Origin of the sequence: Streptomyces sp. (genome assembly GCF_031181705.1) — a bacterium.
GTDB lineage: Bacteria > Actinomycetota > Actinomycetes > Streptomycetales > Streptomycetaceae > Streptomyces.
Genome location: NZ_JAPSKN010000125.1, coordinates 1 through 16,200 on the forward strand (window position 1 = coordinate 1; position 16,200 = coordinate 16,200).

Here is a 16,200-nt window from a genome sequence, read left to right on the forward strand (position 1 = left end):
GGCACCTGGAAGGTGTCCGTCAAGACCCTCTGCTCGCTGGTCCGGATGAGCGGCAATGGGTCGCCCGTCCCGGGCTGTTGAGGCGCTCGCCGCGGTGCTGCTGCTCGCCCTGAGCGCGGCCTGCGGCAGCCGCCTCCCGGAGAGCGACTTCACGCGCGAGGACCGCACGCCCGCGCCGTCCCGCGACACCGCGCCCCTGAGGGTCGGCATCATCGCCAGCGCCACCAGCCCGGTCGGCGGCAGCGCCTTCACCGGTCCGCGCGACGGGGCCAAAGCCTACTTCGACCGGCTCAACGCGCGCGGCGGCGTCGACGGGCGCCGGGTCGAGGTGCGCCTGTGCGACGACGGGGGCAGCGGCGTCGGCAACAACGAGTGCGTCGACAAGCTCGTCGAGCAGGAGAAGGTCCTCGCCCTGGTCGCCACCACCGCCCTCGACTACGCGGGCGCCTCCCGCGTCTCCCGCGCGCGGGTGCCCGACATCGGCGGCCAGCCCATCGGCGCCGCCTACGACACCCACCCCCACCTCTACGGCATCTACGGCAGCCTCGCGCCCCGCCGCGGCACCCCGGGCTGGGACGGGAAGCTGTACGGAGGCACCGAGGTCTACCGCTACTTCAAGCGCGAGCACGGCGCCCGGACCGCCGCCGTCGTCTCCTACAACCAGTCCGCCTCGGCCGCCTACGCCCGGCTCGTCGAGCGGGGCCTGCGCGCCGAGGGCTACCGGGTCGTCACCGAGCAGGTCGACTTCGCCCTGCCCAACTTCCGTGCCGTCGCGGCCGATCTGCAGGAACAGGGCGTCGACCTGGTCTTCGACGCCATCGACGGGCATGGCAACGCCCGCCTGTGCCGGGCCATGGACGAGGTCGGCGCCGACGTCACCGCCAAGGTCACCAACGTGCAGAACTGGACGTCCGCCGTCCCCGACGCCTACGAGGACGCCCCGCGCTGCCGCAACGCCCTGTGGGCCACCGGCGCCAGCCGCAACTTCGAGGACGTGGGCCACCCGGCCGTACGGGAGTTCCGCGCGGCGACGAGAGGCCTGAAGACGCACTCCCAGTGGCAGCTGGAGGGCTGGGCGGCCGCCCGCTGGTTCACCGACGCCGCGCGGTCCTGCGCGAAGAGCGGCATCACGCGCGCGTGCGTCGACGCCTGGATGGACCGAAGCCGGGGCTACACCGCCGGCGGACTGCTCCTCCCGGTCGACTTCGCCCGCCTGCCCGAACCGCCCAGGACCAGGGAGACCTGCCTGTCCGTGGCCCGCTGGCAGGACGGCAGGGGCTGGGTCACCCAGGGCGACATGAACCGCACCTGCTTCCCCGTCCCGCAACTGGCCTACGCGCCGTGAGGGCAGACGCCTTGAGGACAGTGGCTGTCCGCAACGGCTGGCAGACTCGCCCCCATGTTGGAGACCTCGGCACGCCTGCTGCGTCTGCTGTCCCTGCTCCAGGCCCACCGCGAGTGGTCCGGCGCCGACCTGGCCGGCCGGCTCGGGGTCAGCGCCCGCACCCTGCGCCGGGACGTCGACCGGCTGCGCGAACTCGGTTACCCGGTCAACGCCAGCCCCGGCACCGGCGGCGGCTACCAGCTCGGCGCCGGCGCTCAGCTGCCGCCGCTGCTCCTGGACGACGACGAGGCGGTCGCCGTGGCGGTCGGGCTGCGCACCGCCGCCGGCCAGGGCATCGAGGGCATCGGCGAGACCTCCGTGCGTGCCCTGGCCAAACTGGAGCAGGTGCTGCCCAGCCGGCTGCGCCGCCGGGTGAGCGCCCTCAACGCCGTCACCGTGCCGATGCTGCGCGGCTCGCTGCCCTCCTCGGTCGACCCGGCCGTCCTCACCGAACTGGCGCACCTGTGCCGGGACGCCGAACGGCTCCGCTTCGCCTACGAGGGCCACGACGGCACCCCGTCCCGCCGCAGCGTCGAACCGCACCGGCTGGTGTGCACCGAACGCCGCTGGTACCTGGTCGCCTGGGACCTCGACCGCGAGGACTGGCGCACCTTCCGCGTCGACCGCATCACCCCCAGGCCTCCGCACGGCCCGCGCTTCGTCCCCCGCGACCCGCCCGCCGAGGATTTGGCCGCCTACGTCTCCCAGGGCGTCTCCACGCGCGCGTACGCCACCCACGGCGTCGTACGGTTGCTGGCGCCCCTGGAGGAGGCCGCCGCGCACATCTCGCCCTCCGCCGGAGTGCTGGAGGCCGAGGGTCCGGACACCTGCCTGCTGCGCTGCGGGGCCGGCAGCCTCGATGTGATGGTCATCCACGTCGTCATGCTGGGCTTCGAGTTCGAGGTGCTGGAGCCGGTCGAACTGGTCGACGCGGTCAGGAGGACTCGCGACCGGCTTGATGGCGCTCTGGCTCGGGCTGCGCAGTCACCGCCGCGTACTGCGGATGGTGCAGGTCGAACGCCGGCGACTCCGACCGGATCCGGGGCAGTGTCGTGAAGTTGTGCCGCGGCGGCGGGCAGGAGGTCGCCCACTCCAGGGAACGGCCGAAGCCCCAGGGGTCGTCGACCTCGACCTTCTCGCCGTACTTGGCCGTCTTCCACACGTTGTAGAGGAACGGCAGCGTCGACATGCCGAGCAGGAAGGCGCCGATCGTCGACACGGTGTTGAGCGCCGTGAAGCCGTCCGCCGCGAGGTAGTCGGCGTACCGGCGGGGCATGCCCTCGGCGCCCAGCCAGTGCTGCACCAGGAACGTGGTGTGGAAGCCGACGAACAGCGTCCAGAAGTGGATCTTGCCGAGCCGCTCGTCGAGCATCTTCCCGGTGAACTTGGGCCACCAGAAGTAGAACCCGGCGAAGATCGCGAAGACGACCGTGCCGAAGACCACGTAGTGGAAGTGCGCGACCACGAAGTACGTGTCCGTCACATGGAAGTCCAGCGGCGGCGAGGCCAGGATCACCCCGGTCAGCCCGCCGAACAGGAACGTCACCAGGAAGCCCGCCGCCCACAGCATCGGCGTCTCGAACGACAGCGAGCCCTTCATCATGGTGCCGGCCCAGTTGAAGATCTTCACGCCCGTCGGCACCGCGATCAGGAAGCTCATGAACGAGAAGAACGGCAGCAGCACCGCGCCGGTGGCGAACATGTGGTGCGCCCACACGATCATCGACAGGCCGGTGATCGCCATCGTCGCCCCGACCAGCGTCAGGTAGCCGAACAGCGGCTTGCGGCTGAAGACCGGGATGATCTCCGTGATGATGCCGAAGAACGGCAGCGCGATGATGTACACCTCGGGGTGGCCGAAGAACCAGAACAGGTGCTGCCACAGGATCGCCCCGCCGTTGGCCGCGTCGAACACCTGCGAGCCGAACCGCCGGTCCGCCTCCAGCACCAGCAGCGCCGCCGCCAGCACCGGGAACGCCATCAGGATCAGGATCGACGTGAACAGGGTGTTCCACACGAAGATCGGCATCCGGAACATCGTCATGCCCGGGGCGCGCATCCCGATGATCGTGGTGATGAAGTTGACCGCGCCGAGGATCGTGCCGAAACCCGACAGGGCCAGCCCCATGATCCACAGGTCGGCCCCGATGCCCGGCGAGCGCTCCGCGCTGTTGAGCGGGGCGTAGGCCGTCCAGCCGAAGTCGGCCGGGCCCGAGGGCACCAGCAGCGAGCCGAGCACCATGAGCCCGCCGAACAGGAACAGCCAGTACGAGAACATGTTCAGCCGTGGGAAGGCCACGTCGGGCGCGCCGATCTGCAACGGCATCAGCTCGTTGGCGAAGCCCGCGAAGGTCGGGGTGGCGAACAGCAGCAGCATGATCGTGCCGTGCATCGTGAACGCCTGGTTGAACTGCTCGTTGTCGATGATCTGCAGGCCGGGGCGGGCCAGTTCGGCCCGCATCAGCAGCGCCATGACCCCGGCGACCAGGAAGAACACGAACGCCGTGACCAGGTAGAGGTGACCGATCTTCTTGTGGTCCGTCGTCGTGAGCCAGTCGACCACCACCCGGCCGTGCCGCGTCCGCTGCTCGGGCTCCACCGTCGCCTGTACGGTCTGCGTCCCCATCGCTCGCTCGCCCCTTCGCTCCTCACGTGCCGGGCCCGCCGCAGCCCGCGCCTGACGTACCCGCGAGCTCACGCCATGATGCTCGCGTCGCCGCGGCCCGGACAGGGGGCGTACCGGCCTCTTCCGTGCCGGAGGCCTGCATTTCCCGCGCGGCGCCGGCTCTGCCCGGCCGGTCCGGCGCCGGAATGGAGGCAGGCGCGCGGAGCACTTCTCCCCGCCCTTTCCGCCGGTCTTTTCCAGGGGCTCACGGAACGCGCGGGAATTACGGCCGAATGCCTGCGGAAGGCCTACGGAACCGCTCGTCCGTGTGACCGGCACCGCCCGAAACGCCTGTCGTGATCTTGTGACAGAAGCGTGACCGGGAGCGGACAGTGACCGCCGGTGCGGGCCCGGACTTCCGTGCCCGACGGACAGGACATAGCGTGGCGGCATGGCACCGACACCTTCCGCGGAACCCGACGACAGCCCGGACGCCTATGTCGGCCTGGAGGCCGGCCGGGCCGAACGCCTCGCGCGCGAGCGCGGCTGGCCCACGGTGCGTTCCCTGCCGCCGGGGACGATCATCACCATGGAGTACCGGGTGGGACGGCTGAACTTCGAGGTCAAGGGCGGCCGGGTCGCCCGGGCCTGGAAGGGCTGAGACCCGGCGAAGGCCCCGGTTCCGCGCGGAACCGGGGCCTTCGCACCGCCGGCCGGGGTGCGTACCGGGATGTGGTCAGCCGCCCGTGAGGGGGCGGGCCGAGGAGGCGGAGCCGCGCGGGTGCCGCTCGGGGTGGGGTGGACGGCGGCTGCCTGCCGGGGTGATCGGCGTGCGCTCGGAGCGGGCCGTGTGCGGGCCCGGCGCCAGGTAGACGGGGGCCCGGGAGGAGCGGGCCGGCACGTCGTCCCGGTCTACGGGCAGCGGCGTGACCACCACGGGCGGCACGGTGACGGGGGCGGCCGCGGCGCTGCGGCGGTCCCGCCAGCGGTCGCGCAGATCGAGGATCCGGGCCTCGCTGCGGGCGATCAGCGGCTCGAACCAGGGCAGGGCCAGCAGGATCAGCAGGCCCGCGGCCCAGCCGAGCAGTACATCGCTCAGCCAGTGCGTACCGAGGTAGACGGTGGCCATGCCGACGCCGAGCGAAGTCACGGCGGACACGGCGGACAGCCAGCGGCGCGCTCTCGGGGTGGAGGCCATGTAGGCCAGGATTCCCCAGGTCACCACGGCGTTGGCGGTGTGACCGCTCGGAAATATATCGCCGCCGCGCCACATCTCGTTCGAACCGATCACGGTCGCGTAGTGCGGGCCCAGCCGGCCCATGCCGTACTTCGCCGCGCCGACCGTGACGTTCAGCAGCAGCAGCGAGACGCCGAGGGCGAGCAGCGGGCGCAGGGTGTGCTGCCGCCAGGAGCGCCAGCCCAGCCAGGCCGCGACCATCACGGCGGTCGGGCCGCGCTGGCCGAGCACGACGTAGTAGTCGACGAACCAGTGGATCTCCGACCACTGCTGGTACGGCCGGAAGAACATCACCTGCCAGTCGAGCCGGACCAGCCAGGACGTGATCACCACGGCCCACACGATGGCGCCGTAGAAGGCGAGCGTCGCCGCGAGGAGCACGATGCGGTGTCTGCTCATCTTCGGCACATCGATGTGGGCCGGTCGTTCCGGCTCACGGTCCAGCCGGGCGAACACCCGGTCCAGACGGGTGAGCTTCGGTTCGGTACGCACCCAATCGACGTTACAGCGAGTGAGCTCGGATCCCGGTCGAATCAACGGCTTTGTGATGACGATGTGATGTGGGATTCCTCTCAGGAGCAGGTTTATTTCCAGCGAATCCACAATCGCTGGGCGCTGCGGCCTTCAATTCCTTTGATCATTCTGGGGGCGGGTTTTATTGCGCTTTTGAATTCGTTCACCGGGGGATGGGCCGGAATTCTCCCGGCGCTCACAGCCGGTCAGGGCGGACCGGAGCCGTTCAGCCAGAACGCCCCGTACCCCGCACAGACGACGGCTGTGACCCCCAGCACCCCCACTGACCTGCGCGTACGCTGCCTCGCCAGGGCCAGGGCGAGCGGCAGCAGGAGGGGGAAGGCGGGCATGAGCAGCCGCGGTTTCGAGCCGAAGTAGCTCGACGCGCACAGGGCGAGCGCGGTGACGACCCCGGTGTAGACGAGCAGCGGCAGCGGCTGGCGCTGACGAACGCCGACCGCGTACAGCCAGACGACTGACACGACCCCGAGGAGCAGCCCCGCACCGGCGAGCGCCGAGGGGAACGAGGTGAACTTCCCGGCGGCGAACCGGGCGAAGGCGTAGCCGCCGTCGAAGCCGTTGCGCCATCCCGCCTGCACGTCGAGATAGCCGAGCGGGCCCTCGCCGGTGCGGTGGCCGACCCAGAGCACGTAGCCGGCGGTGCCGAGGGGAGCGAGGAGCATGCCGAGGACACGACGGGCCCGGGGGGCCGCCGGGCCGGGCACACCGTGCGCCTCGGACCCGCGCCCCTCCACGACGGCGGTCGCGCGCCCGTTCCGCTCGGCGGTGTTCGCGCGCCTTCCCCGCTCGGCGGCGGTCGCGCGCCCGTTCCGTTCCGCGCCGGCCGCGCGCCGCTCCGCGAGGAAGGAGGCGATCGCCGCCACCCACACCGCCGCCGCCACCGCCGTCCCCACCGGCCGGGTCAGCCCGGCCGCCAGGGCCAGCGCGCCCGCCGTCACCCAGCGGCCGGTCAGCACCGCGTACAGCGACCACGCCGCGAGCGCGGTGAACAGCGACTCGCTGTACGCCATCGACTGCACGATCCCGACGGGCAGCACGGCCCACAGCAGCACCGCGCACACCCCCGCCCGGCGGCCGTACACGTGGTCCGCCACCGCGAAGATCCCCCAGGCCGCGCCGACCGAGGCCAGCAGGCTGACGAGGAACCCGCCGTCGGCGTACGACAGCGGCGACACCGCGGCCACCAGCCGCTCCAGCCAGGGCAGCAACGGGAAGAACGCCAGGTTCGAATGCACGTCCCCGTTGGCCAGACGCACCTCGTAGCCGTAGCCCAGCTCGGCGACCCGGACGTACCACAGCGCGTCCCAGCGGGCCGTCAGCAGGGTGTACGCGCTCTTGTCCCGCGCCGCGCTCCACACGAACAGGGCGAGCAGACCCAGGGCGCGGACGGCCGCGTACCCGAGGAGCGCCGGAGCCGCCCGGCGCAGCGCCCCGGCGCGGGCCGGGGCCGCGCGCGTCTCAAGATCGGTCACGGGCCCGATTATCGACCGCAGCGGGAACCGGCCGGTCGGGCGGGGGCGTGCTGGACGGAGAGGACAGTGGTGTACGCCACATCCTTCCGCGGGATGTGTGAGAGGTCCGCCACTAGGCACCGGCGCGGACTCGCGTACGCTGACGTGCCACTCGCTTTTCGTTTGCGCGGGCCGGAGACCACCGCTCCTCTCCGGCCGAGTCGCGGGGGCGTCCCCCACCCCGTGAGCCCGCCGATCGCGAGGCACATCTTGGAGGTACGTACATGTCCGGGACGACCACGGCCGCCGCTGCGCTGCGCCGTCGGGCGGCCGGGGCCGGTGCCAACCGCTGGGTGGTTCTGGTCGTCCTCTGCGTCAGCCTGCTGCTGGTCGCCGTCGACGCCACCGTGCTGCACGTGGCGGTCCCCGCCGTCACCGAGGACCTCAGGCCCGGCGGGATAGAGCTGCTCTGGATCGTCGACGTCTACCCGCTGGTCTGCGCCTCGCTGCTGATCCTCTTCGGCACGCTCGGCGACCGCGTCGGCCGCAGGCGGATCCTGCTCCTCGGCTACGCGCTGTTCGGCGTCGCCTCGGGCCTCGCGGCCCTGGCCGACAACGCCCAGGTGCTGATCGTGGCGCGGGCGCTGCTCGGCGTCGGCGGCGCGATGATCATGCCCGCGACGCTGTCGATCCTGCGGCAGGTCTTCCCCGACCGGCGCGAGCGGGCGCTCGCGATCGGCGTCTGGAGCGCCGTGGCCGCGGTCGGCGCGGCGGTCGGGCCGCTGCTCGGCGGTTTCCTGCTGGAGCACTTCTGGTGGGGTTCGGTCTTCCTCGTCAACATCCCGTTGATGCTGGTCAGCCTCCCGGTGGGGCGGCTGCTGCTGCCCGAGTCGAAGGGCGAGCGCGACGGGCCCTGGGACGTGGTCGGCGCGCTGATGGCGGCGGCCGGTCTGTTCGGTGCGGTCCTGGGCGTCAAGCGGCTCGGGGGCGGGGAGTCGGTGGGGAGCCCGGCCACCGTGCTGCCGCTGGTGGTGGGCGCGGCGCTGCTGATCGCGTTCGTGCGTCGGCAGCGGCGGCGGACGCATCCGCTGGTCGACCTCACGATGTTCGCGCGGCCGGCGTTCAGCACGTCCGTCGGGTGCATCGTGCTGGCGATGCTCGCGCTGGTGGGTCTTGAGCTCATCGCGGCGCAGTACCTGCAGCTGGTGCTCGGACTGTCGCCGCTGGAGACGGGGCTGCGGCTGCTGCCGCTGACGTTCGCGGCGATGGCGGCCGGGCTGGCCGGGGCGCGGATGCTGCGGCGGTTCGGGCCGCGGCGGATGGTGTGCGCCGGGTTCTGCCTGACGGCGTTCGCTGTGGTGCTGCTCACGGCGCTGGGGCCGACCGACGACTGCGCGCTGATGGTGAGCGGGTTCGTGCTGCTGGGCTTCGGCTTGGAGACGACGCTGTTCGGGGCGTACGAGTCGATGCTGAGCGAGGCGCCGCCGGAGCAGGCCGGCGGGGCGGCGGCGATCGGGGAGACGTCGTACCAGCTGGGGGCGGGGATCGGGATCGCCCTGCTGGGCACGGTGATGAACGCGGCGTACGCACCGGGATTGTCGGGCGTGCCGGGTGTTCCGGCGCCGGCGTCGTCCGCGGCGGGGCATTCGCTGGGGGAGGCGTACGAGGTCGCCGCGCAGCTGGGCGGGGTGGCCGGGACCGCCCTGCGGCATGCGGCGCGGGACGCGTTCGTGCACGGGCTGCATGTGACGTTGCTGGTGAGCGCGGGGTTGCTGCTGCTGGGGGCGGCGATGGCGCTGCGGTTGCCGCGGGTCATGCAGTGCGAGGCGGGGCCGGTGGAGGTGCCCGCGCCGAGGGACGCGGCGGAGTCCCGCGTCTCGGTATGACGCCCCTTCGCCCACCCGCGCGCCGCCCGTAGCCGCCGCCCGAGTCGTCCTCCTGGTCGGCAGGTAGGGGTGGTGTGTGGGCGGGCCGAGGTCGTAGCGTCTTGACTAGCGGTGCTAGTTGAAGAGTCTCGGAGGGATGTCGATCATGTCCGGTTCGTCCAAGCTGCCTCCCTTCGATCCCGGCGATCCGCTCGGACTGGACGACCTGCTGGAGCCGGAGGACCTCGGTATCAGGGACACCGTGCGGTCCTGGGCCGCGGACCGGGTGCTGCCGTACGTCGCCGAGTGGTACGAGACGGGCGAACTGCCGGGGATCAGGGAGCTGGCCAGGGAGCTCGGGAGCATCGGCGCCCTCGGCATGTCCCTGGAGGGATACGGCTGTGCCGGTGCGAGCGCCGTGCAGTACGGCCTGGCCTGCCTGGAACTGGAGGCCGCGGACTCCGGCATCCGCTCCCTCGTCTCCGTGCAGGGCTCCCTCGCCATGTACGCCATCCACCGCTTCGGCAGCGAGGAGCAGAAGCGGCGGTGGCTGCCCCGCATGGCCGCCGGCGAGGTCATCGGCTGCTTCGGGCTCACCGAGCCCGACCACGGCTCCGACCCCGCCTCCCTGCGCACGTACGCCAAGCGCGACGGCACGGACTGGATCCTCAACGGCCGCAAGATGTGGATCACCAACGGCTCGGTCGCCGGGGTGGCCGTCGTGTGGGCGCAGACAGAGGACGGCATCCGCGGTTTCGCCGTGCCCACCGACAGCGACGGCTTCTCCGCGCCGGAGATCAAGCACAAGTGGTCCCTGCGCGCCTCCGTCACCAGCGAGCTGGTCATGGACGACGTACGGCTGCCCGCCGACGCCGTCCTGCCGGACGTCACCGGCCTGCGCGGACCGCTCAGCTGCCTGTCCCACGCCCGGTACGGGATCGTCTGGGGCGCCATGGGCGCGGCCCGCAGCTGTTTCGAGGCGGCGGTCGACTACGCGAAGTCACGGGAGCAGTTCGGCCGGCCGATCGGGGGCTTCCAGCTCACCCAGGCCAAACTCGCCGACATGGCGGTGGAACTGCACAAGGGGATTCTGCTCGCCCACCATCTGGGGCGGCGGATGGACGCCGGCCGCCTGCGTCCCGAGCAGGTCAGCTTCGGCAAGCTCAACAACGTGCGGGAGGCGATCGAGATCTGCCGTACGGCCCGCACGATCCTCGGGGCCAACGGGATCTCCCTGGAATATCCCGTCATGCGGCACGCCACGAATCTGGAGTCGGTGCTCACCTACGAGGGCACCGTCGAGATGCACCAGCTCGTGCTGGGCAAGGCGCTCACCGGACTCGACGCCTTCCGGTAGACCCGGTCCGGTGACCCTGCGGGGGGGCAGGGCCGGTGAGCGGCCCTGCCCTAGCTCTGGTTGAAGAAGCCGTCCGCGCGGTGCGCGGCCGGGTCGCCGTTCACGATCTCCGTGTGGGCGGGGGTCAGCAGGAACACCCGGGTGGACACTCTCTCGATCGAGCCGCGCAGGCCGAAGATGAGCCCGGCCGCGAAGTCGACCACACGCTTGGCGTCGGCGGCCTCCATGGCCGTGAGGTTCATGATGACGGGCACGCCCTCGCGGAACAGCTCGCCGATCGCCCGGGCGTCCCGGAAGCTGTCCGGGGTCACCGTGCCGATGCGGCGGCCCTTCTCCTCGGCGACGTCCGTGGCCACCTTGACGCGCGGATCAGTGACCCAGGCCTCCCCGGGCTCGGTCCCGTCGGAGTAGTCGTCGTCGTAGTAACGCTCGTCTTCGTTGTCGTCGACGAGGCCAAGCCAGGCACTTGCCTTGCGTACCGATCCCATGGACGCCTCCTCTCACAGCGGTCTTTCTGCTTTCCGCATCCCTATGGTCGTCCATGATGCGGATGGCGCGCCAAGTGGATAGACGCCGCGCGGGGGGTTTGTGACGGTACTGGTGCACAGCGAATCCGTCGAGAGTCCGTGTGTCCCAAGGGTCGTTTCTCAAACGGCTGCTGACTGTGAGTGAAATATGATTCTTCTCGGCGTCCGGGTGACGGCCGGGGCGTACGGGTGAATGCGCGGGCCGATACGATGCCGCAGCCAGGCGTCGCAATGAAGCTCGGGGGAGCGCCGTGTTCGGAATCGTCAGGCCCTGCAGACACCATCTCGGGGAGAAGCTCACCAGCCAGTGGATGGCGCATTTGTGCGGACTGTGTCTCGCGCTGCGCGGAGACCACGGACAGTTCGCTCGAATCGTGACGAACTATGACGGGCTCCTGATATCGGTTTTGACGGAGGCTCAGACCGAGCTGCCCGGTGCAGGGCGGCGCAAGGCCGGTCCGTGCCCGCTGCGCGGAATGCGCACCGCCTCCGTCGCGCACGGCGAGGGCGCGCGGCTCGCCGCGGCCGTCTCGCTGGTGCTGGCCTCCGCCAAGGTGCGCGACCACGTCGTCGACGGCGACGGGCTGCTGGCCCGCGCGCCGGTCGCGCGCGCCGCGCGCCGGGTCGCCGCGGGCTGGGACCGGGCCGGGGCGCGCACCGGCTCCGCCGTCGGCTTCGACACGGCCGTCCTGGTCGACGCCGTGGACCGGCAGAGCGGCATCGAGGCGCTGGCCGGGCCCGGGACGCCACTGCTGACGGTCACCGAACCGACCGAGACCGCGACCGCCGCCGCCTTCGCGCACACGGCCGTCCTCGCCGGCCGGCCGCACAACGCCGGGCCGCTCGCCGAGGCCGGACGTCTCTTCGGGCGCCTCGCCCATCTCCTGGACGCCGTGGAGGACCTGCACGCCGACGCCGCGTCCGGCGCCTGGAACCCGATCGCCGCGACGGGCACGCCCCTGACCGAGGTCCGGCGGCTCGCCGAGGACGCGGTCCAGGGGGTGCGACTCGCGCTGCGGGACGCCGAGTTCGCCGACGCGAAGCTCGTGCACCTGCTGCTCGTGCACGAACTGCGGCGTTCGGTGGACCGGGCGTTCGGCACGGTGCCGGTGTGCGCGTCGCACCAGGGCGGCGGACCGTACGGACAGCAGCCGCCGCAGGGACCGTACGGGCAGCAGGGGGCGTACGGCTCTCCGCAGCACCCTTACGCGGGCGGGGGAGGCAACCCCTACGGCGGGGGTGGTTTCGGCGGTGGTGGTTTCGGTGGGGGCGCGCCGGTGCCCCAGCCGCCGCGGCGCGGGTTCTGGGCCGGTTGCGGGATGTTCTGGCTGCTGTGCTGCACCTGCAAGCTGTGCTGCGCCAAGGAGTACGAGGGGCCCTGGTCCCGCAAGAAGCGCGAGGGCTGCTGCCGGGACTGCGACTGCGGCGGCTGCGACTGCTGCTGCCCCTGCGACTGCTGACCCGTCCCCGTCCGGCAGGGCCGCCCCTATGCCGACGGACGCATCCGAGGACTGGCGGCGTCGGCACGAGCGGCGCGTCGAGACGGTGCCGGCCCCCTTGTGGGCCGCTCGCCCGCGTCGGCAGGCACGGGATCCCGGACTATCCGGATGGTCGACTTCCGGACATCCCCGGGCTCTGGCGAGCCGATGGTGGCGCGGTCGTGCCGGTCGCCGCCGAAACGGACGGTCTGACGGTGGGCGAACAGCCGTTCACCGGCGAGGTGCGGCTCAGGACCGACCCGGGACCGGCCGGCCGGGCGCGCGTGGCGTACGGCGAGTGGAGGCTGGTTGTGCTGGTGCGCGAGGAGGTGTGGGGCGTGCGGGACTACGCCCCGGAGTCCTTCGCGCGCCGGGCGTTCCGCGGCCTGCGCGTCACGCCGTACGACCCGCGCCGGGTGGTGCCCGGGCGCTTCACGCCTCACGACGCCGGCGCCCGTACCGTTCGGGTGCCGAACGCCGACGGGGGCGAGCGAGGGCTCGGGCTGGGCGGGGAGTTGGCCTTCGAGCTGGACGGCCGGGGGCTGAGCGGTCAGGTGACGGTCGAACAGAACGGTTCGCCGTGGGCCGTGTTGGCCGACGCCACCAGCGGGAACGGCAGTTTCCGCTTCCGGTTCCCGCGGCCGGCGCACCGGACGCCGAGGGGCGCACGGCGGTCGACTTCGGCCGGGCGCTGCTGCCGCCGTGCGTCTTCGCTGCCCCCTTTGTCCGCCCCTTTCCGCCGCCGGGGAACGCCCTGGATGTCGCAATTGCCGCCGGAGAGCGCACACTCGGGTGACGGGTGTGTCCCGAGGGGCTGCACGCGAAGATCGTTCAAAGGTTGACGGCCGAAAGGCACCCTTGCGCCGACCGGCCGTTCGGCCGAATACTCCCCCTCAGCGCTTGTCAGGGACACGGTGTGTTCGGAATCCGGACAGCCGGTCCCGGACTGCGCCTCACGGGCCCACAACCCCACGAGGGCCCCCGACTTCCTTTGTGGAGGAACGAAAAGTGAGGATCAAGCGCACCACCCCCCGTAGCGGCATTTCGAGACGGACCCGGCTGATCGCCGTTTCCACCGGCCTCGTCGCCGCTGCAGCGATCGCGATCCCCAGCGCGAACGCGGCCGACACCCCGAGCACCTTCAGCGCCGCCGAGCTCAAGAGCGCCAGCAGCTCCATACTCAAGGCCGACATCCCGGGCACCGCCTGGGCCGTCGACAGCAAGACCAACCGCGTGCTCGTCACGGTCGACAGCACGGTCAGCCAGGCCGAGATCGCGAAGATCAAGCAGCAGGCCGGCGGCAACGCCGACGCGCTGACGATCAAGCGCACGCCCGGCAAGTTCAACAAGCTGATCCAGGGCGGCGACGCCATCTACGCGAGCAGCTGGCGCTGCTCCCTCGGCTTCAACGTCCAGAACAGCAGCGGCCAGCAGTTCTTCCTGACCGCCGGCCACTGCACGGACGGCGCGGGTACCTGGTACTCCAACTCCGGCCGCACCACGGTCATCGGCTCGACGACCGGCTCCAGCTTCCCGGGCAACGACTACGGCATCGTCCGCTACAGCGGCTCCGTCAGCCGGCCCGGCACCGCCAACGGCGTGGACATCACGCGCGCGGCCACGCCGAGTGTGGGCACCACCGTCATCCGCGACGGTTCCACGACCGGTACGCACAGCGGCCGGGTCACCGCCCTCAACGCCACGGTCAACTACGGCGGCGGCGACGTCGTCTCCGGCCTGATCCAGACCACGGTGTGCGCCGAGCCCGGCGACTCCGGCGGCCCGCTCTACGGCAGCAACGGCACCGCGTACGGTCTGACCTCGGGCGGCAGCGGCAACTGCTCCTCCGGCGGTACGACGTTCTTCCAGCCGGTCACCGAGGCCCTGAGCGCCTACGGCGTCAGCGTCTACTAGGCCGGTTCGGCCCGCAGTTCGCAGCATCCTGTGCCCCCGTGCGCTTCGGCGTGCGGGGGCCTTTTCCGTTGTGCGGCGGGGGCGAAAATCAGCCACGTGCAGATCTCGCAGAGTGCGCACACATTACTCACGCGTAATGTTTGCAGTGGGAACGGGAGTTGATTGGTCCGATTTGACCATGGACGGTCAAAGTGAGGGGGCGTGCGAAGCGCTGTCTACGCGCGTCTCGAACTCACCCTTGTGTGCTCCCCGTTGCCCTCGGAATAGTGGGCGCTCGTCAACGAAGCCTTCCGGTCCGGCCAGGTCCCCACAACCTCCCGGGCCGACCCCCCACAGGAGGACAGAAGTTGAAGCACCGACGCATACCCAGGCGGCGTGCAGCCGTGGCCGGTGCGGGCATCGCCGCACTCGTCGCCGCGGGAGTGACGTTGCAGACCGCGAACGCCAGTGAGACCCCTGAGGCGTCCGCACCCCGCACGCTGTCCGTCGCGGCGGCCGGAAAGCTCGCCTCGGCGCTGGCGGAGGACCTGGGCGCCGACTCGGCCGGGACGTACTACGACACCAGGAGCCGGACGCTCGTGGTGAACGTGCTCGACGAGGCCGCCGCTGAGGCCGTCGAGAAGGCCGGCGCCAAGGCGAGAGTCGTGGCGAACTCCCTCGCCGAGCTGAGGAGCGCCCGCAGCACGCTGAAGCAGGACGCGACGATCCCCGGCACCTCCTGGGTGACCGACCCGACGACGAACAAGGTCGTGGTGACCGCCGACCGCACGGTCTCCGAGGCCGAGTGGGCGACGCTGACGAAGGTCGTGGACGGGCTCGGGGCGAAGGCCGAACTGAAGCGGACGCGGGGGGAGTACAAGCCCTTCATCGCCGGTGGCGACGCGATCACCGGGGGCGGCGGCCGCTGCTCGCTGGGCTTCAACGTGGTCAAGGGCGGCGAGCCGTTCTTCCTGACCGCCGGGCACTGCACCGAGGGCATCTCCACGTGGTCCGACTCCAGCGGCAACCAGATCGGGACCAACGCGGACTCCAGCTTCCCGGACAACGACTACGGGCTGGTCAAGTACACCGCGGACGTGGCGCACCCGAGTGAGGTGAACCTCTACGACGGGTCCACCCAGAAGATCTCCGGTGCCGCGGAGGCGACCGTCGGCATGCAGGTCACGCGGAGCGGGTCGACCACGCAGGTGCACGACGGGAAGGTCACGGGGCTGGACGCCACCGTGAACTACGGCAACGGCGACATCGTGAACGGGCTGATCCAGACCGACGTGTGCGCGGAGCCGGGGGACAGCGGAGGGGCGCTGTTCTCGGGTGACAAGGCGATCGGGCTCACGTCCGGTGGCAGTGGTGACTGCACCTCGGGCGGGGAGACGTTCTTCCAGCCGGTGACCGAGGCGCTGTCCGCCACGGGGACGCAGATCGGCTGATCGCCGCCCGGTGAGCCCCGCCCCTCTGTTTCCGGGGGCGGGGCTTTCGCGCGGGGGTGCGACTGCTCGGTGCGCGGCTCACGCCGGGTGCGGGTCGGAGCGTCGTGGCTCACGTCCTGCGGCGCGCCGCCGCTGCCATCGTGATGGCCGTGCCGACGGCTGCCCAGGCCGCCAGTACGAGGAGGGGGCCGGTCATCGCGTTGTTGTCGAAGTAGGCGATCGAGCGGGTCGACCAGGTGCCGGCGCCCGGGGGCAGGGCCGGGCCGATCGCCCGCCAGAAGGGTGGGAGCAGGGGTGGGGGCAGGGCGCCGCCCGCGCTCGGGTTGCCGAGGACGACCACCAGCAGGATGACCAGGCCGATGCCGATCGTGCCGAAGAGGCCCTGCAGGGCCAGGGTGGCCGCTCCCACGGCGAAGAT

General features: G+C 71.6%; 11 protein-coding genes and 3 pseudogenes. 9 read left to right on the forward strand and 5 right to left on the reverse strand.

Going from position 1 to position 16,200, the window contains the following annotated elements:
• The first annotated feature begins 55 nt into the window (after positions 1-55).
• Together RIN80_RS21165 and RIN80_RS21170 are read left to right on the forward strand one after the other, a co-directional pair.
• Positions 56-1,345 (forward strand): ABC transporter substrate-binding protein, encoded by a 1,290-nt coding sequence (locus RIN80_RS21165; RefSeq protein WP_309097205.1) that lies wholly within the window; start codon positions 56-58, stop codon positions 1,343-1,345.
• Positions 1,346-1,399: 54 nt separating this feature from the next.
• Complete coding sequence (locus RIN80_RS21170) at positions 1,400-2,440, forward strand: YafY family protein (protein WP_309097206.1); 1,041 nt, start codon at positions 1,400-1,402, stop codon at positions 2,438-2,440.
• A 43-nt stretch (positions 2,441-2,483) separates the two neighbouring features.
• Here the strand turns inward: RIN80_RS21170 and ctaD are convergent.
• Positions 2,484-4,442, reverse strand: a pseudogene (gene ctaD, locus RIN80_RS21175) (cytochrome c oxidase subunit I); the annotation flags it as partial.
• Here ctaD and RIN80_RS21180 point away from each other — a divergent pair.
• Positions 4,441-4,650 carry an I78 family peptidase inhibitor gene (locus RIN80_RS21180; protein ID WP_309097207.1) on the forward strand — a complete coding sequence of 70 codons (210 nt, stop codon included), beginning with the start codon at positions 4,441-4,443 and terminating at the stop codon, positions 4,648-4,650. The pseudogene ctaD and the gene RIN80_RS21180 overlap by 2 nt on opposite strands.
• 75 nt (positions 4,651-4,725) lie before the next feature.
• On the opposite strand, the gene RIN80_RS21185 is transcribed toward RIN80_RS21180, so the two are convergent.
• Together RIN80_RS21185 and RIN80_RS21190 are read right to left on the reverse strand one after the other, a co-directional pair.
• On the reverse strand, positions 4,726-5,718 hold the full coding sequence (locus RIN80_RS21185; RefSeq protein WP_309097208.1) for a phosphatase PAP2 family protein: 993 nt from the start codon (positions 5,716-5,718) through the stop codon (positions 4,726-4,728).
• A 227-nt stretch (positions 5,719-5,945) separates the two neighbouring features.
• Complete coding sequence (locus tag RIN80_RS21190; RefSeq protein WP_309097209.1) at positions 5,946-7,232, reverse strand: hypothetical protein; 1,287 nt, start codon at positions 7,230-7,232, stop codon at positions 5,946-5,948.
• 263 nt (positions 7,233-7,495) lie between these two features.
• Between RIN80_RS21190 and RIN80_RS21195 the strand changes: the two genes are divergently transcribed.
• Positions 7,496-9,097, forward strand: coding sequence for an MFS transporter (locus RIN80_RS21195; RefSeq protein WP_309097210.1), 1,602 nt, complete (start codon positions 7,496-7,498; stop codon positions 9,095-9,097).
• A gap of 145 nt (positions 9,098-9,242) precedes the next feature.
• Positions 9,243-10,433 (forward strand): acyl-CoA dehydrogenase family protein, encoded by a 1,191-nt coding sequence (locus RIN80_RS21200; RefSeq protein ID WP_309097215.1) that lies wholly within the window; start codon positions 9,243-9,245, stop codon positions 10,431-10,433.
• 50 nt (positions 10,434-10,483) lie between these two features.
• On the opposite strand, the gene RIN80_RS21205 is transcribed toward RIN80_RS21200, so the two are convergent.
• A complete protein-coding gene (locus RIN80_RS21205) occupies positions 10,484-10,921 on the reverse strand; it encodes a cell division protein SepF (RefSeq protein WP_309097211.1) in 438 nt (145 codons plus the stop codon).
• A gap of 290 nt (positions 10,922-11,211) precedes the next feature.
• Here RIN80_RS21205 and RIN80_RS21210 point away from each other — a divergent pair, with 290 nt between their 5' ends.
• From RIN80_RS21210 to RIN80_RS21225, 4 genes and pseudogenes are all read left to right on the forward strand, one after another.
• On the forward strand, positions 11,212-12,420 hold the full coding sequence (locus tag RIN80_RS21210; RefSeq protein WP_309097212.1) for a DUF5685 family protein: 1,209 nt from the start codon (positions 11,212-11,214) through the stop codon (positions 12,418-12,420).
• Between the two features lie 28 nt (positions 12,421-12,448).
• Positions 12,449-13,234: pseudogene (locus RIN80_RS21215) on the forward strand (DUF1684 domain-containing protein).
• Positions 13,235-13,446: 212 nt separating this feature from the next.
• A complete protein-coding gene (locus tag RIN80_RS21220; protein WP_309097213.1) occupies positions 13,447-14,352 on the forward strand; it encodes a S1 family peptidase in 906 nt (301 codons plus the stop codon).
• 347 nt (positions 14,353-14,699) lie between these two features.
• On the forward strand, positions 14,700-15,782 hold the full coding sequence (locus RIN80_RS21225) for a S1 family peptidase (protein ID WP_309097214.1): 1,083 nt from the start codon (positions 14,700-14,702) through the stop codon (positions 15,780-15,782).
• Positions 15,783-15,891: 109 nt separating this feature from the next.
• Here RIN80_RS21225 and RIN80_RS21230 read toward each other — a convergent pair.
• A pseudogene (locus tag RIN80_RS21230) lies at positions 15,892-16,200 on the reverse strand (DUF3533 domain-containing protein); the annotation flags it as partial.